This window comes from Oceanobacillus picturae, from assembly GCF_000612865.1.
Classification (GTDB): Bacteria; Bacillota; Bacilli; order Bacillales; family Amphibacillaceae; genus Oceanobacillus_B; species Oceanobacillus_B jordanicus.
Genome location: NZ_CCAX010000004.1, coordinates 114464 through 136712 on the forward strand (window position 1 = coordinate 114464; position 22249 = coordinate 136712).

Sequence of the window (22249 nt, forward strand, 5' to 3'; positions counted from 1 at the left end):
TCACCCCTGTCATCATTTGTTTGCAGTTACAATATTCCGTTCGATTCTTCTTAGCTTTCCACTAATAGAGCCATCATATATCGTGTTCCCCATACGGATTTTGATTCCACCGATTAAAGAGGGATCCACAACATTATGAAGTTGAATAGCGGATCGGTTAAAGCGTTTAGCGAACGAAACTTCAAGCTCACTGCGTTCTAAATCCGATAGTTCACGAACAGAGTATACTGTAGCTTCTGCAATTCCTTTTGCATCATTTACTAGATGGATAAAATGATCAATAATGGATGGAATGATCTCAACTCGATGTCGTTCTACTAGAAGCTTTAATGTATTTACGACATCTTTATGTAGACCTTGAAACACTTCATCAAGAAATTGTTTCTTCTTCGCATTATGAACACGAGGATGCTTTAGGAATGTATAAAGATCTTTATTACGTTGGAATACTTCTTTGACTGTGCGGAACTCTTCTACAAATTGTTCTACTACAGTTTTTTCATTCGCAAGTTGAAAAAGAGCATCGGCATATCGCTTGGCTGCTACTGCTTCACTCATAGCTCTTCTCCTACCTCTTTAATGTAGTCATTAATCAGTTTCTCCTGATCCTGAGTACTAATTTCTTTTTCGATTACTTTGCTTGCAATTAATACAGATAAGGATGCCACTTTATCTTGTAAAGCCTGAAGGGCTTTCTCTTTCTCATTCTGGATATCTGCTTGTGCAGCATGCTTAATTCTGTCTGCTTCGGCACGGGCAGCGGCGATGATATCCTGTTCTTGTCTTACTCCAGCGTTCTTCGCGTCTTCAACAATTTTTTGTGCTTCTTGCTTTGTTTGTTTTAACTGCTCAACAGCTTCATTTGATGCTTTTTCTGCTTCTTCCCGACTTTTTTCAGCAGCTTCAATTTCCCCAGCAACGTAATCTTCACGTTTTTGCATCATGTCCATTACAGGGCCCCAGGCAAATTTCCTTACTAGAATAAGCAGGATAAGAAAGAAGAATAGTTGTGTGATCATATCTACAACATGAAAACCACCAAGCGCTGCATTAATCACGGAATATTCAGTGAATGCTTGCACAGGATTCACTCCTTTCACTTGTATTAGTGAATATATAATTTACTAAACACGTTTATTTCATGTTCGGGCACAAACAAGGCGAAGGGTCTATGGAAGATGATCTTCGCCGTTTATTGTCAATCTTTCGTTACATTACCATTAGTGCAATAACTACTGCGATAATCGGCATCGCCTCAACCAAACCTACCCCGATAAACATAGTTGTTTGAAGTTGACCTTTAAGTTCTGGTTGACGAGCAATCCCCTCAACTGTACGACTCACGATTAATCCGTTACCAACACCTGCGCCTAATGCGCCTAATCCTACTGCGATTGCAGCTGCTAAAGCTCCCATAATATAAATCCTCCTCAAAATTGTTATATAAGTTTTTTCATAATCTCCAGATTCAGTAGATATTCTACTAAAACTGGCTAATTACCAAATTAATGCTCTTCACTAACCTTGTGCGACATGTAAACCATTGTCAGCATTGTGAAGATAAATGCCTGAATCCCGCCAATAAATATACTGAATCCTTGCCATGCGAGAAACGGAATTGCTCCCCCAAGGAATCCAAGCCAACTTGACGTTGTCAAACCTACTAGTAAAGCTAACAATACTTCCCCTGCATACAAGTTACCAAACAAACGCAAACCGAGTGTTAGCGTATTGGAAAACTCTTCTACAATCTTAATTGGGAAAAGCGGCCACATTGGTCGGAAATAGTCTTTCACATATTCTTTTCCGCCACGTAGCTTTATTCCATAGAAATGGGTTAGTACAATGACCATTGCTGATAGTGTCAATGTAATTCCCGGATCAGCTGTTGGCGATTTCCACCAAAGATCATGTCCAACTACTCCGTTCGTCATAACCCCGAGCATATTTCCAACAAGGATATATGTAAATAGGGTTAACCCTAGCGGAAGAAATAGTTTTCCAGTCTTCCAATCCATCGTGTCATTAATAATCCCTTTTACAAAGTCAAGCACCCATTCCATGGCGTTTTGTGCACCCGACGGCTTCATTTGCAGCCTTCTTGCGCCAAGGACACAAAGTACAAATACAATGACTGATGTGACAAACATCATCAAAATATTTGATAGATTAACACTTAACCAGGATATACCAAATAAATTTTCAATTATTGGTGCTCCATGATCCACCTTACTCACCCCTCTTCAAACATTATTCCTTCTTCTTGTACACAGCAAAATCTATCATAATGACGAAATAGGATGTCATTAATCCAATTAGTACGGCAATGACGTGAAAAATATCTTCAAAACGAAGAGCGACAATAATGGCTAACGCTGCTCCTGCAAATCGGGAAACAGTGCCTAAACCTCTCGCGGTCTGTTTTTTAGCTACCGCTTCTGTAAAGTCATCTATTTTCTTTTGCAACAAATAGAGGTTATAAAAACTTACAACTGTACCTAAAAGTAGCCCGAGGAAAACACGAGAATACGGCGTAAACCCTGCTCCAAGCACCCATAACGCTAGAAGATAGAACATGTATTTTCGTTGACGTATACCCATTTTCCCATATTGCGACATAGTTCCCTCTTCTCTCGTAAGTTTTCCAATTATACAGTTAGTTTTTCAGGTGAAAGGCCTTCCCTTTAAGAACCTTTGTCGCCAATAATTGTGCTATGCTGTGATTTTTTCACAATCATTTAACTGAAGTAAAAACGTGTATTTCATCTAGTGCTAGAATATAGGCTTTAAACGGCAGGCTATGTACATTTTGTTATGCATAATATTAGTATTGCAAACCTATGAAACCCCTACCATTCTACACTTAGCAAGTGTACAATAGCCCACCCCTATTGTCAATCGGTTTCACGGATGTTTATCCTTAAAACGACATCCAATTTCTGTAGATATTTTTGATAGATTTCTGTTCTCTCCAGAGGTCCTTATTTAAGGAGAAAACAGGAGAATAATTTCTCTTTCAGGCTGTGAAGGTGGAAAATCTTCTTCACTAGCCGATTGGTGAATGCTGTATTCGGGAAACAGCATTTCCAATAGCAGGTTATGGAACATTCGCCATGTTATGACAAAATTTTTCCTGCTTTTTTTCTTCGGTAAGCATCCATGGCTTCCTCATGCTGTGGAAATCTTTACGGAATAAAGTATAAGGGTTACGTTTTCCATAAAGCTTCCCCTCCATTATATAGGAAATTCTGTGACTATTAAGTGACATTTTTGTGAACGATGAAAGGAATTCACCTTTCACCGTTTAATTTCTAATCATTAAGTCTGTCTGATAGCTTTCCGTGGTGCCATCAGACAAGCGAACTGTAATGAGCGCCATGTATTCTCCCGGGGTTCCTAATTGCTTCTTGGTTAACTGTCCTTCGTTTTCTCCTGTTTTAACTTCATCTAATTCTAAAAGGTTTCTTTCAAACATGAGGCTATCCGGGTCATACAAATCTACCTTTGCGCTTTCCGCATTTTCAGCGAGGTAAAGTTTATAAATGTATCCTTCCTCAGAAAACGGCTTTAACGCAAATTCAAATCCCATTGCTTTTGGATTATCAGCTGTTTGGTTAATAAATAAATAAGGAAGAAGATAGCGATTGTCTCCCTCATCCATTGTTAACCAACCTTGATGCACGCCCTCTTCTAATTGTTTAGAAGTAATTGCCAGACTTATCGGGACCGCTTTTTCCTCACCTGGCTTCAGTACGAATCTTTGCGTCAAACTCCATTGTATGCCCCCTTGCTTCTTTGGAATAGTAAACGTGTAGTTTTTTGTTTCATCCGATTGATTTGTGATAAATAGCTGTTTTGTCTTTTCTTCCCTATACGTAGTAAATTTTCCATAGGCTAACGCAGGGTCATTGATTATTGTGGTAGCGTTGATTGCCGATTCTGGGTCCATCACCCCTGATCCCTGCATTATGGGAGCTACAGCTTTATTATCCTGCTCCATTTTCCAAGCGGTCGTCTTTAAAGCACCTATAATCTGGTCATTTGACCAATCGGGATGCGCTTCTTTCATTAAAGCGATCGCTCCCGCTACATGAGGTGCTGCCATACTCGTACCTTGCAGAGCTTGGTAGCCACCAGGAACGGAGCTCATGATGTTGGTTCCTGGAGCAAGTACATCCGGTTTAATGTCCCAATTAATTGTGACAGGACCACGTGAACTAAAGTCTGCAACCGAAGCAGGTAGCTCTTTATATTGGGTTTCCAGTTGCAACGTGCTTTCTTCAGCCATTTGTTGTAGCCACTGTCCGTCTTCCTTGGAAATAGAGGCTACCGGGATGGTAATGGGGTCATTCGCATTGTCTATAGAACCCTGGAAAGTCCCCTTCTCACTGTTTGCAATGAGTACAGCAATCGCGCCATCTTTTTCTGCCTGTTTTGCCATGTCATAAAAAGGAATTTCCCCACGTTGTAAGATAGCAATTTTTCTGGACAGATCTTCTCCCTCTACAGCTATTTTATAAAATGTGTCCAAATTCCATGGTACGGATCCTACCATAGACGTTAGTCCAATCTCTCTATCTTCCCACCTCGCATAAAGATAGGGATTCTGTTTAGCAGGACTTGTAGCCCCAACGGAGATAGCCTTCGATGCTGTTGCAGGTGATCCAACTGTCCAGTCAGCTGGACCATTATTTCCATTGGCAATGACAACGGCCACACCTAAAGCCGCTGCACGATTCACTGCTACGCTTGTCGGATAATCTGGTCCATTTACATTGTTACCTAACGAAAGATTCATCACATCGACGCCATCTTTAACTGCCTGTTCCATTGCCGCTATGACCTGTACCGATGTTCCACTTCCTCCCGGGCCAAGAGCTCGATAAGCATAAATTTCTGCGTCAGGAGCCACTCCCTTTAATTCTCCATCAGCGGCAATAATTCCAGCAACGTGCGTACCATGCATTGTAGGGATGCCCTGGTTAGCTTGTGTTTCCATGGGATCTTCATCAAGATCTACCAAGTCATAGCCTTTTTTATAATTTGCTTGTAAATCAGGATGGTTATAATCTATACCAGTATCAATTATTCCAACCTTTACCCCTTTTCCCGTGTAGCGTGTGTTATTAAAGACTTCTGGATAAACAGCATCCTTTGGAAAGGCGTCTGCCTTCAGTGAATTGTTCTTTGTCTTATCAGCTTGGTACTGTTGCACCGAGTGTATAGCTTTTACAAAGGGGAGTGCTTCCATTTTGGCAAGCCTTGTGGGGGTCCCTCTGATAGCTAATCCCTTAAATAACGTTTCATAAGAGGCAACCACCTCCACATATGGATGGTGTGCCTCTATATATTCCTTATGTACTTGCGGATCTCCAGTAACCTCAATGATCAGTGACTGTGTATCATTTTTCTCTGCCACTATCGTTTGTGGATATGGCAGTAATAACACAATAATACTTATAATGGATAAAATATGCCGCATTCCCAACCTCTCCTTTTCAGATAGTTTTTGAAAAGAAAGGGAAATTTATGCATAAGAAAAGCCATCCCGCCCAAAGGATGGCTTTCCGCTTTAATTAAAATACTTCACAATTTCATCAGCTATTCTTTTTGAAGCTTGTCCGTCACCATAAGGATTTGAGGCTTTCGCCATTTCCTTGTGTGCCTTGTCATCAGAAAGAAGCTCGTTAGCCATCGTGAAAATATTTTCTTCATCTGTCCCAGCAAGCTTTAATGTACCAGCGGTAATACCTTCTGGTCGTTCGGTCGTGTCTCTTAACACCAGAACAGGTACACCAAGGGATGGCGCTTCTTCTTGTACCCCTCCAGAATCCGTGAGAATCAAGTGAGCTCTGGAGGCAAAGTTATGAAAATCTACTACGCTAAGTGGTTCAATTAATTGAATCCGCTCATCATCACCCAAGATGTTTTTAGCTGTATTTTGTACGACTGGATTTAGATGGACAGGATAAATAACATGGATATCATCATGTGTCTCAACCAACCGTTTAATCGCCCGAAACATCTGCTCCATGTTATTCCCAAGGTTCTCCCTGCGGTGGGCTGTCATGAGTACCAATCGTTTATCTCCAATTGCTTCGATAATCGGACTACTGTATGCATGATCGACTGTTGTTTTTAATGCATCAATCGCTGTATTCCCTGTTACCGAAATACGCTCAGCAGGCTTCCCTTCATTTAGAAGATTCTGCTTTGATTTTTCCGTTGGCGAAAAATGAAGATCTGCCATTACACCGGTCAATTGGCGATTCATTTCCTCTGGATAAGGGGAGTATTTATCCCATGTACGCAGACCAGCTTCTACATGCCCTACCGCAATCTGGTTATAGTAAGCAGCAAGCGATGCAGCAAATGTGGTTGTTGTGTCACCATGCACGAGTACGATGTCAGGCTTCGTTTCCTTCATCACCTCATCAAGACCTTCGAGGGCTCTTGTGGTAATCTGTGCAAGCGACTGTTGCTTTTTCATGATATTTAAGTCATAATCTGGTGTGATTTTAAAGATTTCCAGCACTTGATCAAGCATCTCTCTGTGCTGTGCCGTAACCGTGACAATGGAGTCAAATTCTTCTGCTCGTTTTTGCAACTCTAAAACAAGCGGAGCCATCTTGATCGCTTCTGGCCGTGTCCCAAAAATGGTCATTACTTTTATACGATTCTTCATGACAAGCACTCCTAACCCAGTTTATCTATTTCGTACCAAATAAACGGTCTCCAGCATCCCCAAGACCTGGAACGATATAGCCTTTCTCATCAAGCTTTTCATCCAAGGCACCTAGGTAAATATCAACATCTGGGTGTTCTTCTTTAATCATTTCTACGCCCTCTGGTGCTGCAATAAGACACATAAGACGAATGTTTTCCGCGCCACGCTTTTTCAAGGAATGAATCGCATCATTTGCCGAACCACCGGTTGCAAGCATTGGATCAATCACAATTAATTCACGTTCATTTATATCTGATGGTAATTTAATATAATATTCAACAGGCTGAAAGGTTTCCGGATCACGATATAGTCCGACATGACCAACTTTTGCAGCAGGAATTAATTTTAAAACCCCATCGACCATTCCAAGACCTGCACGCAATATCGGAATGAGGCCAATTTTTTTACCTGAAAGGACCTTCGCCTGTGCTTCTACTACAGGTGTATGAATAGTCTTATCCTGCAAGGGAAGATTTCGTGTGATTTCAAAAGCCATTAGCATTGCTACTTCATCAACTAGCTCACGAAATTCCTTCGTTCCTGTTTCCTTACTCCTTATGTAGGTTAGCTTATGCTGGATTAACGGATGATCCAGTACGAATACGTTACCCATTTTGCCGATCACTCCTTTAGAATTAATACATCCTTCAAATTGTACTGAAAAAAAGCCATGCTTTCAAGTAAATAAGAAAAGCTTCTTACATATCTATTCTTTCCTCACATACAAATAAAAGGATGCCCAAAAAGGACATCCTTTATCTTATGCATAGAGAGGCAATTTAGATGTTAGCTCCGCTACACGTTCCTTCGCTTTGTTTAGCTTTTGAGCATCTTCATGATTTTTTAAGGTTAGTGAAATAATGGAAGCAATCTCTTTCATTTCTTTTTCCCCAAAACCACGAGAAGTTACAGCAGCAGTTCCCACACGCACACCACTTGTGATAAATGGACTAGCGGTATCAAATGGGATGGTATTTTTATTTGTTGTAATTCCGATATCATCAAGTACTTTTTCCGCAACTTTTCCAGTAAGGCCAAGTGGGGTAACATCTAATAATAGTAAATGATTATCCGTACCACCAGAAACAATGCGTACTCCCTCTTCATTTAATGCTTTACTTAGCGTTTGCGCATTCTGGATAATTTGCTTAGAGTATGTCTTAAATTCATCACTCAATGCTTCTTTAAACGATACAGCTTTCGCCGCAATAATATGCATGAGTGGACCACCTTGCATTCCCGGGAACACAGATTTATCTATTTTCTTTGCGTACTCTTCTTTACATAGGATCATGCCGCCTCTTGGCCCACGTAATGTTTTATGGGTGGTGGTCGTAACAAAATCAGCGTAAGGTACTGGGTTTGGATGCAGGCCTGTGGCTACAAGCCCAGCAATATGCGCCATATCAACCATTAGGTAAGCCCCTACAGCATCCGCAATTTCACGGAACTTGGAGAAGTCAATAATACGAGAATAAGCACTTGCACCTGCGACAATTAATTTTGGCTTTACTTCCATAGCTTTTTCAAGCACGGACGCGTAATCGAGCTGTTCTGTTTCTTTGTCTACACCGTAATCCACAAAATTGTACAAGGTTCCACTAAAATTCACTGGGCTACCATGTGTTAAGTGTCCCCCATGATTTAAGTTCATCCCAAGCACTGTATCACCTGGTTCAAGCACGGTAAAATAAACAGCCATATTTGCCTGTGCACCAGAGTGTGGCTGCACATTTACATGTTCTGCGCCAAATAAGTCTTTAGCACGGTCACGCGCTAAATTTTCCACCACATCGACATGCTCACAACCACCATAATATCTTTTACCTGGATATCCTTCAGCATATTTGTTAGTTAAAACAGATCCCATCGCTTCCATGACTGCTTCAGAGACAAAGTTCTCCGATGCGATTAACTCGATTTTTTCCTGCTGCCGGGTTTTCTCCGCCTGTATTGCCTCAAATACTTCCTTGTCTGCTTGTTTTACATGCTCCATACGTAAAGCCCCCTATGTAAATTTATTTACAGCTAGAATTAGCTTGTATATGTTCATAGTGTGCACGCTGACCACCAATGAGTTTAGGTCTAGTCATGGCAGTGGTGACCCGTGCCTTTCCAACAAATCGTTGCTTAAACCTTAATGGAACAGCAACATGCTTTAAATGCATCCCAATCATCGTTTCTCCAATATCCATGCCAGCATGAGCCTGTACGGCTTCTACCACAACGGCGTCTTTTAAATGTTGGAAAGCATAAGCAGCCATTGCTCCCCCTGCTGTTCGAACAGGGACAACAGATACTTCTTCCAACCGTAGGTGTTCCATTACGTCTCGCTCCATAACAAGTGCGCGATTTAAATGCTCACAACATTGAAAAACGGGAAAAATACCCGTTTTAGCCTGCAACTCCTTTACCGACGCAAAAACAATCTCTGCAATGGTGTCACTTCCTGCTGTTCCAATTCGCTCTCCAGCTATCTCACTAGTAGAACAGCCAATAACGAAGGGAAGGTTTTTTCGCAAATACTTCCCGTGGTTCCACTCTTGTACGATCTCTGATAACTCTGCCTTTAGGTTGTCATAGATTTCCGTCATGTTACCCACCTCAGTCTGTATCTAATTGACGTTTAGGCTTCCTTGCCTTCATACGTGCCAATTTTACCAATGCGATTCTCATGGCGACCGCCTTGAAATTCTGTTTCAAGCCAAATTCTAGCAACTTCGCGAGCAAGGTCAGGACCTATCACACGCTCTCCAAGCGCTAGTACATTCGAGTCATTATGCTGTCTAGTAAGTTTTGCTGAATACATATCATGTGTTAACGCACAACGAATGCCTTTTACCTTATTGGCTGCAATAGACATGCCAATACCTGTACCACAGATAAAGATTCCACGATCAAATTCCCCATTCGCTATTCGTTCTGCTGCAGGAAGGGCATAATCTGGGTAATCTACCGAGGATTCACAGCTACATCCTGTATCTTCATATTCAATGCCCATATCCTCTAATAAATCCTTTACTACATTGCGTACTGTCATGCCAGCATGATCTGCTGTGATAATAACCTTCATCGTGACTTCTTCCCTTCTGTGTTGGTATGTGTTTTTCTTTTAAAGTATTCTATTCTTCCCTAGTTAATCTTCTTTTTTAGGAGATCAATATATTTATCCATTTCGTCTAATGTTTTTTGGTAAACTTCCACACTTCCACCAAATGGATCAGAAATATCATAGTTGATCAGCATCGCTTCTAAGCTTCTTATATGCTGAAGATCTTCTGCCAAAAAGCCCCTAAGTTCTTTATCTAGCCGTATGTTATCTAATTTATGTTGATTCTCTTGGATAAACAAAGATCGTTTCTCTTCATAATCTGCATACGCTTGTTTTAGCTCATTCCATACTTTTTTATCTGATTCTGAAACATATTCTTTTAAAGTGAAATACTTTTCCTGATAGTTTGGAAACGTCATAATCAAGGATTGTTTATGCTGGGTTGTCATGGTCATTACCACGTCGGCCCAATGCAACAAACTGTCGGTTACGGGTTGCGATACATGTTGAAGCTGTATGCCACGCTTATTTAATACCTCTACTGCGTTTACATTCGCTCGTTCTCCAGCTCCTGCATAAACCCCTGCTGACTGTACCTCTGCTTCAGGAATTTTATGTTTAACAAGCGCCTCAGCCATCGGGCTGCGACATGTATTCCCAGTGCAGACAAATAATATCTTCATAAATGAACCTCCGCCTAGAAAAATGCGTATTCGCTCGTCTTTTGGCGAATGTGGCCGTTTTTCTTATACTAAGGAAATCAAAATTTCAACTACCTCACCTTGCTTCTGAGCTAAAATTTTTACTTTCCTAACGTGTAAAAAATGTCTATTCTAAATATAGCACATAACAGGATTGCATGTCAGTTCCATAAGGAAAAAGCATCGAAGATAACCACAATTACTAGAAAACAAAAAAAGCCCGGGCATTTTAACCAGAGCCTTTACAAGTTAGCCAAATATTATTTTGATACCGAATGCTATTAAGATACTACCACCTAAAATCTCACTATATGCCCCTAACAAGCCACGAACCTTCTTCCCTAGCAACATTCCCGTCCACGATAGAAGCATACTAGCTGCACCAAACATTAATAACACGAGAGCTGTTTTAACCCCTGACATCCCGAGGCCTAGCCCTACAGAGAAACTATCAATGCTAATACTAAAAGAAAGAATTAAGAGCCCTGTTCCAACTGGTTCTATGACTTTTTTCAATTCATGATTGAAAGCAGAAAACAGCATTTGTGAGCCAATGCCAACTAACAGAAGGCCACCTAATAAAATGGTTATCTGCCCAATTCCTTCTGAAATAAACTGCCCTAATATAATTCCTACAAACGGCATCAAAATATGAAAAATACCAACGACAATACCAATCAGGGCTATTCGTTTTAGTCGTAGCTGCTGCATCCCTAGGCCAAGCCCCACAGAAAATGCATCCATACCAAGCGCAAAGGCTAGAAATAAGATTGAAATAAATTCACCAACATATCCTGACATTAAGATCCCCCTTGAACATGCTTCTAAACTATATGCATGCCCAAGAGGGATTATGAGGACAACCCAATTATTTTCTACTTAATATAATCGCTAGCAGCTTTTTTTAACCGGTTCATGACAGCCTGACCGATTCCTTGTTCTGAGAATGCTTCACAAAGTATAAGGTCTACATCATGCTCATTAAACATGCGTAAGGCATCGTATAATGCAGCAGCCACTGTCTCCATGTTAGCGCCCAAGTCTTTTTTAAGATCTGCCTCTATTGCAGCCACTGTCTTGCTAGCTGCCATCACCCCAACACGATGACCTTTTTTCATTTCCTCATCAATCACTTGTTGAAGTTTTTCCGAAGGCCCTTCCACTAGCCATAAAGGAGCGTCTGGAGAATAATGCCTGTACTTCATGCCTGGGGATTTTGGGCGCTCTTTTTCATTCGCTAAACCAGGATCGATCATCACTGTCCCTACTACTTCCTCAAGCTGTTCCTTTGTGATCCCACCCGGGCGAAGAATGATGGGGATAGCCTGTGTACAATCTAGTACTGTCGATTCCAATCCAACCCCTGTGGCTCCGCCATCGAGCACACCAGCAATTCTTCCATTTAAATCTGACCACACATGATCTGCAGAAGTTGGACTTGGCTTTCCAGATAAGTTTGCACTTGGCGCAGCGACAGGCACAGCCGCTTCCTGCAATAATTTCAATGCTATTGGATGACCAGGCAATCTAACCCCTACGGAATCCAGTCCTGCGGTCACATTTTCAGCACAACGACCATTACTTGGCAATACGAACGTAATGGGGCCAGGAGTAAAAGCCTCAAGCAGTTTATCCACATAGTTTGGGATGGATGTTACAAGCTCTTTTAACTGCTGCGGTGTCGCCACATGGACAATGAGGGGATTGTCCTGTGGACGCCCCTTTGCCTGGAATATCTTACTAATCGCTGCCTTGTTTGTCGCGTCGGCCCCTAGTCCATAAACTGTTTCCGTGGGAAACGCAACAGTTTCCCCAGCCTTTAATAATTCTGCTGCAGACTGGATCGCCACCTGTTTATCCTGTTGAAAATCGTTAGCATACCATCGTTTCGTATCCATTCATGTCCCTCTTTTCCTTCTCCCATTTTATTAGATTCCCTCCTATTTCGCAAAGTCTCACGTTCTGTAGCATCATCGATGGTGTGGGAACAGGTTTTCCACAAATGGAAGCAATCGACTTTTCCACAACAGAAATAGCCTGTGGTTATCCACAGGCTACCCCCTTTATTTAAACTATTCTACTTCACAAAAAGAGAAGTTATGAACAGTAATTCTTACTTATGCACAGTTTTTTAACAGGTTATCCACTGTTTTTGTGGATAAGGACAGTTTTATTCAAGAAACATGGTACAACCACCAATTTCCCTCATCTCTCTGATACTTATCCACGAACATCTTTTCCTTCTGTGGATGGAATTGTAATGCTTCCAGGAGGATATCCACCACAGGTTGGTGACTGTGTACATAAACACTTTTAGCCTGTTGCCGCTTTGCTAGTGTTAATATTGCCTCTAATAGAACAGGAAGCTTGGAAGCGTTCGTTTGGTTTATATATAATTGTTTTAACCAATAAATCCCTTCCTCCATTGTTTCTAAAGAAAAACAACCTACGATTTCGCCGGAGACTTCAACAACATAACCTGCTCTTACTAAACTAGATTTATTAATACCCTCATTCTTTTCTAGAAACTGCTCTACCTTCTCCATATCCATTTGATTTGCTGGGATTAAATTCATACTCGATCACCTCTACTATTTTTAATAGAATCTGTTATATTATTCTAATGTATGCCGAAATGAAACGATTATGACCAACCAAACCATTCAAAAAGGAAAAACTTTACCTCTGTTTTTTCCTCCGCCACCTGAGGCTCCTCTTCCGTATCTTCCTCTTCCGCTACAGTAGTTCCATTTGAGAAATCAAGGAAACAAAGGGGCGGAAATAACACACACCACCAATTATCGCCTTTCCCTTCACCTATCGTGATAAGCACTGCCTCATACTCTCCTGCTGGATACACATAATCTCCATATAGCTTGGCAGGAAAAGTTATGTTCGAGCCATATTCAACTTTAAAGGAGTCACTAGAACCTTCTTCCTTTAATACTTCTTTTACTATTTCATTTATTTCAGGAATTCGAGCTTCAATTAGTTTACGAGCTTCCTCAATATCCGTTATTTCGGCTACCCACTCTGTAATGACTTCATTCACTTCATCCCGTACCATTCTTTTTAGCTCTTGGTCTGCATCACTATCACTATTAGCCAAAATCCTTAACCTGATTGCCTCATCTGGAATAACTTGATAATTTGCTTCACCCTGCTTTTCTTCAAGCTGACTCATTCCTATTAAAGGAAACGTTATTAGTAATAAAATAAATATAAAGACAATAAGTACTAGTTTCTTCATCATTCAATCTCCTTCCAACTGTGGGTACTAGCAACAGTATGGGCAGGCCTAGAAGATTTTAAACTAGTAAACTGAAATTGTTTTGAAAATAGAATGATAGATTGATAGATAGAGGCTTTCTTATATGTATTGGAAATGGCCGATAACGGACACTTCCACTCGGTTTTCTTCTCAATATGCACGTTATCCATAAAAACAAAAAAAACAGCCCGCTTTAAAGGGCTGTTGATATAATACGGTCCTTTCCGTTTATATCTTTGATAGTTCTCACTTGATAAGATGGGAATTCTTGTTTGATTAGGGCTGTAACAGCATATGCCTGTGAATGACCAATTTCCACTGCCATCATTCCTTCAGGCTTTAACACGCTCTTTGCCTGTTTAACGATCTCTCTATATGCCGCGAGTCCTTCTTCCTCTGCATACAGCGCTAACTCCGGGTCAAAGTTTTTCACCGTGTCCGATAAAGTAGTTGCTTCTGATCTTGCAATATAAGGAGGATTCGAGACTAGAACATCTACGACCACATTCGCATCCTGAAGAGGCTGCAGAAAATTCCCCTGTGAAAAAGTCACTTCAGCTCCAAGCTGCGTTGCATTATGCTGAGCGACTGCTAATGCTTCATGAGAGAGGTCTGTCGCATAAACCGTCGCATTCGGCAGTTCTAAAGCGAGCGTAATGGCAATAATTCCACTTCCTGTACCTACATCTACAATGTTAAGAGGAGCGTCTGCGGATACAGAATGAAGTACATGCTGGACTAGTTCTTCTGTTTCCATACGTGGGATTAATACATTAGGATTAACATTAAAGTCCCTGCCATAGAAGGACTCCTTCCCAATCAAATGTTGGATGGGAACCCCAGTATGGGCATGCTCCTCTATATCCTTTGCATAACGTTCTATAAGTGCTTCAGGAACAGTCTCTTGCATATCTGCATAAAACTGTGCGCTCCCTTTCCCAAGATGATGTTGCAAAAGTAATTGCGCTACTCTCGCCTCGCGTTGGTGCTCTTCCAAAAAAAGAGAAGCCCATTTGAGGACTTCGTATTGTTTTCTGTTATGCATGCTATTCACCGATTTGTTCCAATTTCTTCGTTTGTTCTTCTACCAATAGAGCATCAATAAACTCATCCAGCTTTCCTTGTAAGATCTGGTCAAGCTTTTGAATGGTCAAACCAATGCGATGGTCTGTAACCCGATTTTGTGGAAAATTATATGTTCTAATACGTTCTGAGCGGTCGCCTGTACCGACAGCTGATTTACGGTTCTCATCAATTTCTGCCTGGGCTTCCTGTTGGTACTTATCATAGATTCGTGCACGTAACACTTTCATCGCTTTTTCTTTGTTCTTGATTTGCGACTTTTCATCCTGGATAGAAACGACAACCCCTGTTGGAACGTGAGTTAGTCGTACTGCTGACATGGTAGTGTTAACACTTTGTCCGCCGGGCCCACTTGAAGCGAAGGTATCGACACGAATATCTTTTTCGTTGATATCTATTTCCACTTCTTCAGCTTCAGGAAGAACAGCAACCGTTGCTGTAGAAGTATGGATACGGCCACCAGATTCAGTTTCTGGAACACGTTGTACACGATGTGCACCATTCTCAAACTTCAGCTTGGAGTACGCCCCATTTCCATTTATCATGAAAATAATTTCTTTGTATCCCCCAACACCTGTTGTGCTTGCTTCCATGATTTCAGTTTTCCAACCATATTGCTCTGCATAGCGTGTATACATTTTATAAAGATCTCCTGCAAACAAGGCGGCTTCATCTCCACCTGCAGCTCCACGGATCTCCATGAACACGTTCTTATCATCATTCGGGTCTTTAGGGAGCAAGAGGATTCTCATCTTCTCTTCTAACTCTACCTTGGACTCCTGCAATTCTGAAATTTCCATCTTTACCATTTCATACATATCACTATCAAGATTATCGTCCAGCATTTCTTTCGCATCCTGAAGCTGAGAAGTAGTGTCCTTGTATTCGCGGTATGCCTGGACCACATCCTCCAATCCAGATTGCTCCTTGGAATACTCACGTAACTTTGCCGTATCATTTATGATTTCAGGATCACTTAACATTTCATTTAATTTATCGTAACGGTTTTCTAATGTTTGTAAACGATCTAACATCACGGTCACCTCTTTCAGATTAACAGTATAATTATAGTATACTCATGTAAGAAGGTCAAAATTATATTCACAACCGAATATTAACCGTTTCGCTGTGTGCTTAGAGCTAGATGATCAAAAGCGGAGAACACACGCATACATGAAAAAAGCGCCTAGATAGGCGCTTTATTTTAATTGGTTGGATAACCCGGATAGAATTTGATTTTTCGGCTTATTTGGCACCTCATGATGGTGACGGCAGCGCGGCTCATACGATTCTGATGCACCGACAAGTATGATGGGGTCATCATAGGATGCAGGGTTGTCATTAATTAGGCGTTGCGTACGGCTTGCAGGTGATCCACAAACCGGGCAAATTGCGTTTAATTTGGTAACCGATTCGCTTAAAGCCATTAATTTCGGCATCGGGCCGAATGGTTCACCACGGAAATCCGTGTCCAATCCAGCTACAACCACCCGAATCCCTTGATTAGCAAGTTCTTCTACTACTTCCACAACATTTTCATCAAAGAACTGTACTTCATCAATCCCAATAATATCCACTCGCTTGTCCACAAATTGCAACATTTCATCCGAGCTTTTTACAGGACGAGCAATAATTGACGTCCCATTATGGGAGACAACAGATTCCTTATCATACCGGTTGTCGATGGCGGGTTTAAATACACGCACTGTAAGATTAGCATAGGTAGCACGGCGAACTCTTCTAATCAGTTCTTCCGACTTTCCAGAAAACATACTCCCACAGATTACTTCAACCCAACCACTTTGTTTCATCACGTACATGAGCGACGCGCTCCTTTCCAAATTGTTATGTATATAAAAGTAAAAAAACAGGCAAATTTATAGACGATTTGCCTGTTTTCCTGCATAGAATGTGTGCCTGTCCTGTTTGAAGAACAGGCTTTTCATTCCACATTTTAATTCATATTATATTTTTTCTTGAATCGGTCTACACGTCCGCCGACTTTGTCAGCTTTCTGTTTACCAGTGTAGAAAGGATGAGAGTCTGAACTAATCTCAACACGGATCAATGGGTATGTGTTACCATCTTCCCATTCGATTGTTTCTTCTGAGCTTTGTGTTGAACCACTCAAGAATTTAAAATCTGAACTAGTATCAAGAAATACTACTTTTCTGTATTCTGGATGAATATCCTTTTTCATTTCTTCCACTCCTTTTTGCCCTGAATCCTTTGAAACAGAGTTATTGTAAGAGCCGTCATAGGTGCAATACCTTATCAAAACTCACATAAAAAGATTATAACAGTCAGGGTATTTGATTGCAATAGTGAGCAACTAAAAATTTATTTCCAATCTAAGGGGGTAACTACCTTTTCGTTCCCTTGCGCTTCATCTCTTCATCCATTTGCTTAAAGAATTCCTCATTATTTTCCGAAGCTTTCAATCTTCTTAGGAAACGTTCAAGAAATTCGTTGGAATCCTGCATTGTTTTACGGATGGCCCAAATCTTATCCAAATGAGCTTTATCGACAAGCAGCTCTTCTTTCCGTGTGCCTGAGCGAAGAATATCAATGGCCGGGAATATACGGCGTTGTGCAAGGTTACGGTCAAGGTGAAGTTCCATGTTTCCGGTACCCTTGAATTCCTCATAAATGACATCATCCATTCTTGAACCCGTATCTACCAACGCTGTTGCCAGAATGGTAAAGCTTCCGCCCTCTTCAATATTACGAGCTGCGCCGAAGAATCGTTTTGGTCGATGGAAAGCAGCAGGGTCAATACCACCGGATAATGTACGTCCACTTGGAGGAATAACAAGGTTATAGGCTCTTGCAAGTCTTGTAATACTGTCCATTAAAATAATGACGTCCCGCTTATGCTCTACAAGGCGCATTGCTCTTTCTAGAACAAGCTCAGAAACCTTGATATGGCTTTCTGGTACTTCATCAAATGTTGAACTTACTACATCAACATCAGGATGTACAGAACGCTCAATATCTGTTACTTCCTCTGGTCGTTCATCAACAAGTAAAATAATAAGCTTCGCTTCAGGATGATTCTTTGAAATACTGTTGGCAATCTCTTTTAACAGTACTGTTTTACCTGCCTTTGGAGGAGCTACAATAAGTCCCCTTTGCCCAAACCCAACTGGTGTCATTAAATCTATGATACGTGTGGAGAGTCGACTCGTTGGGTTCTCCAATTTCATAAAACGGTCTGGGTATAATGCTGTTAATGCCGGGAAGTGAACGCGCTCTTTTGCTGTTTCAGGATCTTCTCCATTTACTGCATCTACGTGTAACAAACCATAGTAACGTTCATTTTCTTTTGGTGGTCTAACTTTCCCGGATACTTTATCACCATTCCGCAAATCAAATCTACGAATTTGCGATGCAGATATGTAAATGTCCTCTGCGCTCGGAGAATAATTTATTGGACGTAAAAAACCAAAGCCTTCTGAAGGAATAATTTCCAACACGCCATCCATAAATAAATAGCCATCCTTTTCAGCCTGCGCCTTTAAGATTGAAAATATCAATTCTTTTTTGGTTAGCTTTGCATAATAGGATACTTTGTACTCTCTCGCTAAGTTATAGATTTCTTTTAATTTTAATGTTTCTAAATGAGAGATTGTTAATGCTGCCATAAGATCACCACGCCTATTTGTTTTTAAATAAAAATAATAATTAAATAATTAAATAATTGCTTTGCACAGCGGAAGGCCTTCTGTACAGTTATAATTTAAATTGAGAATTGTACACTTCTTTAGTTGGAAGGTTTAGCTTCGTAGAAATGAAGAAGTTACTGTAGTTGGATTTGAAGATCATATCCTTAATCTGTATTAAGCATATTCCATATTACTCTTTTGAATACTATTATTCAACTCTATTTTTTAGGATTTATTAATTTAATAGAAAAGGAAGCCGAGACGGTATGGCTTCCTCTTATTATATACTAAAGATAGTTTACCCATTATATAGCAAAAATACACCTTATCCTTTGATTACAAGGCGTATTGCTACATCGTCTACTTTCATCTATACACTAGTGCATATTAGTTAAAAGTATCATTCTCTATAAAGTGGCCCTTCTTACCATCATCCCTACCAGAAAATATTTGGGGTAGAGAGAGGGCAATCAAGATAGGCCCTCTTTCTACAAGATGCTAGGAATTCTGGAATTGAATAATTTCTTGTTCGGTCATTTCCTCTCGCCATACTTTGGCTCCAAGCTGGGTAAGCTTTTCTGTGAAATGATCGTATCCTCTATCGATATGCTCTAGCCCCGTAATTTCGGTGATACCATTAGCCATAAGCCCTGCAATGATAAGAGCGGCTCCTGCTCGTAAATCAGAAGCTTTTACTCTCGCTCCTTCCAATTGTACTGGGCCAGATACAATGGCAGATCCACCTTCTACTTTAATGGCAGCATTCATACGTCTAAGTTCATCAATATGCTTTAAGCGAGCCGAGTAAATCGTATCCGTAACCACTCCGGTATTCATTGCTTTGGTCAGCAAAGAAGTAAACGGCTGTTGCAGATCTGTAGGAAAACCTGGGTAAACCAATGTTTTAATATCAACGCTTTTCAAAGGATTTCTAGGCGCAATAAATAGTTGCTCATCATTTTCTTCTACTGTGACACCCATTTCTCTGAGCTTAGCAAGCAGTGACTCGAGATGCTGAGGAATGACATTATCAATGATAACCTCTTTCCCTTGCGCTGCTGCAGCAATGGCATAGGTTCCCGCTTCGATACGGTCAGGAATGATGGTGTGTTTGCAGCCTTTCAACTCAGAGACCCCTTCAATTCGAATGACGTCCGTTCCCACACCTTTAATTTGTGCACCCATACTTGTGAGTAATGTTGCCACATCAATGATTTCAGGTTCTTTGGCGGCATTTTCAATAACAGTTCTGCCTTTAGCCTTAACTGCGGCAAGCATAATATTAATGGTAGCTCCAACACTTACGACATCGAGGTAAATTCTTGCTCCCCGTAATTCGTCAGCACGCAAATAGATTGCACCCTGTTCATTGGTTACTTTAGCCCCAAGCGCTTCAAACCCTTTAATATGCTGATCGATCGGACGCGGTCCAAGGAAACAGCCGCCAGGAAGGCCAATAACTGCTTTCTTAAATTTGCCAAGCATCGCCCCCATAAAGTAATAGGAGGCTCTTAGCTTTTTCACTTTTCCGTTTGGCAATGGCATGGCAATCATATTTTCTGGATTAATATGGACTGTTTGCCCGTCCCAAGAAACCGACCCACCGATTTCCTCAAGTAAATCACCTAATGTGTAGACATCCGAAATTTCCGGCAACCCTTCAATGGTAACCTCTGAGTCAGCAAGAATTGCTGCTGGCAACAATGCTACTGCGCTATTCTTTGCACCACTAATACGTACTTGGCCATTTAATAGATGGCCACCTTCTACTAACATTTTCTGCATGATAAAAAAACCCCGCTTTTTTGACGTACAGGACGTACGAGTACCAGTATAGTTAGAAAAACGACTCGCTCCTTTCTCAGAGCGGGACTACGTTTTTCTTATACTTAGAACTCCCAGATTTTTACTACGTCGAATTTGCTTCCAGCTAAATTAAAGCTTTCATAATGTGTAACAAGAAGCCCCTCTAAAAATGAAAGGATAAACAGCTGCAGTTAAAGAAATCGATTGGACGACTTTCCTACAAGAGTTGTAATACACATTTTTAGAAGGACTTTGGATTTGCTGGTTTAAAGTTACACGTTATATTGCTTTTTTAGATTGTGCACTAGTTACCAATTTTATGCAATTAATTTTTATTCCAGTCTGTCAAAAACTTCTCAATGCCTTGGTCAGTTAATGGATGTTTGACAAGCTTTTCTAATACATTATAGGGAATCGTTGCAATATGCGCTCCATTTAACGCTGCATCAATCACATGTAATGGATGACGAATGGAGGCAGCAATAATTTCTGATGGGATATCATGGCGGTCAAAAATTTCTGCAATGGTTGCAATCAAATTCATTCCGTCATGCCCAATATCATCTAGGCGCCCAAGAAATGGCGAAACATAAGAAGCGCCAGCCCTTGCTGCTAATAACGCTTGGTTTGCGTTAAAGATCAAGGTAACATTCGTTTTGATATTTAGATCACTTAAAGCTTTAACCGCTTTAAGCCCTTCTAGTGTCATCGGAATTTTCACCGTGATATTCGGGGCTATTGCTGCAAGTTCTTTGCCTTCTTGGATCATTCCTTCTGCATCTTCAGCAATTACTTCTGCGCTAACCGAACCTGAAACTTCTTCTGTAATTTCACCAAGTCTGTCATGAAAAGAAATTCCTTCCTTCGCTACTAGGCTTGGATTGGTGGTAACACCAGCCAAGATGCCAAGTGCGTTAGCTGAGCGTATTTCTTCAATGTTGGCTGTATCAATAAAAAATTTCACTTTCAGTCGCCTCCATTCTCCCCATACTAGGATTTCAGTTTAACTTTTTACGCTTGGTTAGAAGAACCAAACTCACGCATTTTGCCAATAACTGTTTGCTTAATAGCTTCAGTACCAGGTCCAAGATACTTACGTGGGTCATACTGATCCGGTTGTTCAGCAAGTACTTTGCGAACAGCTTGTGCCTGTGCGATTTGGTTTTCTGTGTTTACATTTACTTTAGCTGTTCCGTAAGAAATAGAACGCTGGATATCTTTCGTTGGGATACCAGTTCCACCATGAAGTACAAGTGGCAATTCAATTGTCTTAGAGATTTCTTCCATTTCAGCAAAGCCTAGGTTAGGCTCGCCTTTATAAGGTCCGTGTACAGAACCAAGTGCAGGTGCCAAGCAATCAATTCCTGTTTCGTTAACAAGCTTCAGACATTCTTTCGGGTCTGCGTAAATAACACCTTCTGCGATAACGTCATCTTCTTGTCCACCAACAGTTCCCAATTCAGCTTCAACAGAAACACCATGGATATGTGCAAGTTCTACTACTTTGGAAGTAACTGCAATATTTTCTTCTAGTGGGCCGTGAGAAGCATCAATCATAACGGATGTGAAACCAGCATGGATTGCTTCCGCACATTTTTCAAAGCTTGAACCATGGTCAAGATGGATAGCAACAGGAACGGTTGTTTTATATTCCTCCATCAAAGCTTTTACCATTGTTACAACGACTTTAAATCCACCCATATATCTTCCAGCACCCTCAGATACGCCAAGAATTACCGGTGATTTTTCTTCTTCAGCTGCTTTAAGGATTGCTTGAATATATTCCAAGTTATTAATGTTGAACTGTCCAACTGCATAACCTTTGGCTTTTCCTTGTTCAAGCATTTCCTTCATTGATACTAATGGCATTACTATGTCCTCCTCTGAGATGAATGGTTTCATCTGCATTAAATAAGTTTTAACTACACTATAAGAATACCAACA

General features: G+C 40.9%; 24 protein-coding genes. All 24 read right to left on the reverse strand.

The annotated features are described in order from the left end of the window. Positions 1–12 precede the first annotated feature (12 nt). The 24 genes from BN988_RS17370 to BN988_RS17485 all read right to left on the reverse strand — a co-directional run bounded on the left by BN988_RS17370 (position 13) and on the right by BN988_RS17485 (position 22174). Positions 13–558 carry a F0F1 ATP synthase subunit delta gene (locus BN988_RS17370; RefSeq protein WP_036578478.1) on the reverse strand — a complete coding sequence of 182 codons (546 nt, stop codon included), beginning with the start codon at positions 556–558 and terminating at the stop codon, positions 13–15. Then, positions 555–1082, reverse strand: coding sequence for a F0F1 ATP synthase subunit B (gene atpF / locus BN988_RS17375; protein WP_036578480.1), 528 nt, complete (start codon positions 1080–1082; stop codon positions 555–557). The genes BN988_RS17370 and atpF overlap by 4 nt, the downstream gene beginning before the upstream one ends. Before the next feature lie 127 nt (positions 1083–1209). Continuing rightward, complete coding sequence (atpE, locus tag BN988_RS17380) at positions 1210–1416, reverse strand: F0F1 ATP synthase subunit C (protein ID WP_019378207.1); 207 nt, start codon at positions 1414–1416, stop codon at positions 1210–1212. Positions 1417–1505: 89 nt separating this feature from the next. Further along, positions 1506–2228 (reverse strand): F0F1 ATP synthase subunit A, encoded by a 723-nt coding sequence (atpB, locus tag BN988_RS17385; protein ID WP_036578483.1) that lies wholly within the window; start codon positions 2226–2228, stop codon positions 1506–1508. A gap of 22 nt (positions 2229–2250) precedes the next feature. Next, a complete protein-coding gene (locus BN988_RS17390) occupies positions 2251–2619 on the reverse strand; it encodes an ATP synthase subunit I (RefSeq protein ID WP_036578484.1) in 369 nt (122 codons plus the stop codon). Positions 2620–3304: 685 nt separating this feature from the next. After that, positions 3305–5482, reverse strand: coding sequence for a S8 family serine peptidase (locus BN988_RS17395; RefSeq protein WP_036578486.1), 2178 nt, complete (start codon positions 5480–5482; stop codon positions 3305–3307). Between the two features lie 90 nt (positions 5483–5572). Next, complete coding sequence (gene wecB / locus BN988_RS17400) at positions 5573–6685, reverse strand: non-hydrolyzing UDP-N-acetylglucosamine 2-epimerase (RefSeq protein WP_036578487.1); 1113 nt, start codon at positions 6683–6685, stop codon at positions 5573–5575. 25 nt (positions 6686–6710) lie between these two features. Further along, positions 6711–7340, reverse strand: a complete 630-nt coding sequence (upp, locus tag BN988_RS17405; protein ID WP_036578488.1) for a uracil phosphoribosyltransferase — start codon at positions 7338–7340, stop codon at positions 6711–6713. A gap of 147 nt (positions 7341–7487) precedes the next feature. After that, complete coding sequence (locus BN988_RS17410) at positions 7488–8723, reverse strand: serine hydroxymethyltransferase (protein ID WP_036578489.1); 1236 nt, start codon at positions 8721–8723, stop codon at positions 7488–7490. Positions 8724–8745: 22 nt separating this feature from the next. Beyond that, the gene (locus BN988_RS17415; RefSeq protein ID WP_187120262.1) at positions 8746–9321 is read right to left on the reverse strand and encodes a TIGR01440 family protein; all 576 of its coding nucleotides are present in this window, start codon (positions 9319–9321) and stop codon (positions 8746–8748) included. A gap of 32 nt (positions 9322–9353) precedes the next feature. Further along, positions 9354–9800: a ribose 5-phosphate isomerase B gene (rpiB, locus tag BN988_RS17420; RefSeq protein WP_036578491.1), complete on the reverse strand. Its 447-nt coding sequence runs from the start codon at positions 9798–9800 to the stop codon at positions 9354–9356. 59 nt (positions 9801–9859) lie between these two features. Beyond that, the gene (locus BN988_RS17425; protein WP_036578493.1) at positions 9860–10462 is read right to left on the reverse strand and encodes a low molecular weight protein arginine phosphatase; all 603 of its coding nucleotides are present in this window, start codon (positions 10460–10462) and stop codon (positions 9860–9862) included. 267 nt (positions 10463–10729) lie between these two features. After that, on the reverse strand, positions 10730–11281 hold the full coding sequence (locus BN988_RS17430) for a manganese efflux pump MntP (protein ID WP_036578494.1): 552 nt from the start codon (positions 11279–11281) through the stop codon (positions 10730–10732). 74 nt (positions 11282–11355) lie between these two features. Then, complete coding sequence (locus BN988_RS17435) at positions 11356–12378, reverse strand: L-threonylcarbamoyladenylate synthase (RefSeq protein WP_036578496.1); 1023 nt, start codon at positions 12376–12378, stop codon at positions 11356–11358. A 276-nt stretch (positions 12379–12654) separates the two neighbouring features. After that, positions 12655–13056, reverse strand: coding sequence for a GNAT family N-acetyltransferase (locus tag BN988_RS17440; protein ID WP_036578498.1), 402 nt, complete (start codon positions 13054–13056; stop codon positions 12655–12657). 68 nt (positions 13057–13124) lie between these two features. Further along, the gene (gene spoIIR / locus BN988_RS17445) at positions 13125–13730 is read right to left on the reverse strand and encodes a stage II sporulation protein R (protein ID WP_036578499.1); all 606 of its coding nucleotides are present in this window, start codon (positions 13728–13730) and stop codon (positions 13125–13127) included. A 214-nt stretch (positions 13731–13944) separates the two neighbouring features. Further along, the gene (gene prmC / locus BN988_RS17450) at positions 13945–14796 is read right to left on the reverse strand and encodes a peptide chain release factor N(5)-glutamine methyltransferase (RefSeq protein ID WP_036578501.1); all 852 of its coding nucleotides are present in this window, start codon (positions 14794–14796) and stop codon (positions 13945–13947) included. Position 14797: 1 nt separating this feature from the next. Next, positions 14798–15868 carry a peptide chain release factor 1 gene (gene prfA / locus BN988_RS17455; protein ID WP_036578503.1) on the reverse strand — a complete coding sequence of 357 codons (1071 nt, stop codon included), beginning with the start codon at positions 15866–15868 and terminating at the stop codon, positions 14798–14800. 165 nt (positions 15869–16033) lie between these two features. Beyond that, entirely contained in the window at positions 16034–16654 is a 621-nt protein-coding gene (locus tag BN988_RS17460) for a thymidine kinase (protein ID WP_036578505.1), read from the reverse strand. A 134-nt stretch (positions 16655–16788) separates the two neighbouring features. Continuing rightward, a complete protein-coding gene (locus tag BN988_RS17465; RefSeq protein WP_036578508.1) occupies positions 16789–17034 on the reverse strand; it encodes a type B 50S ribosomal protein L31 in 246 nt (81 codons plus the stop codon). Positions 17035–17197: 163 nt separating this feature from the next. Next, positions 17198–18478 carry a transcription termination factor Rho gene (rho, locus tag BN988_RS17470; protein WP_036578509.1) on the reverse strand — a complete coding sequence of 427 codons (1281 nt, stop codon included), beginning with the start codon at positions 18476–18478 and terminating at the stop codon, positions 17198–17200. A gap of 519 nt (positions 18479–18997) precedes the next feature. Then, positions 18998–20284, reverse strand: coding sequence for a UDP-N-acetylglucosamine 1-carboxyvinyltransferase (locus tag BN988_RS17475; protein WP_036578510.1), 1287 nt, complete (start codon positions 20282–20284; stop codon positions 18998–19000). A gap of 346 nt (positions 20285–20630) precedes the next feature. Then, entirely contained in the window at positions 20631–21269 is a 639-nt protein-coding gene (fsa, locus tag BN988_RS17480) for a fructose-6-phosphate aldolase (protein ID WP_036578511.1), read from the reverse strand. A 47-nt stretch (positions 21270–21316) separates the two neighbouring features. Beyond that, complete coding sequence (locus tag BN988_RS17485; RefSeq protein ID WP_036578513.1) at positions 21317–22174, reverse strand: class II fructose-bisphosphate aldolase; 858 nt, start codon at positions 22172–22174, stop codon at positions 21317–21319. Positions 22175–22249: the final 75 nt, after the last annotated feature.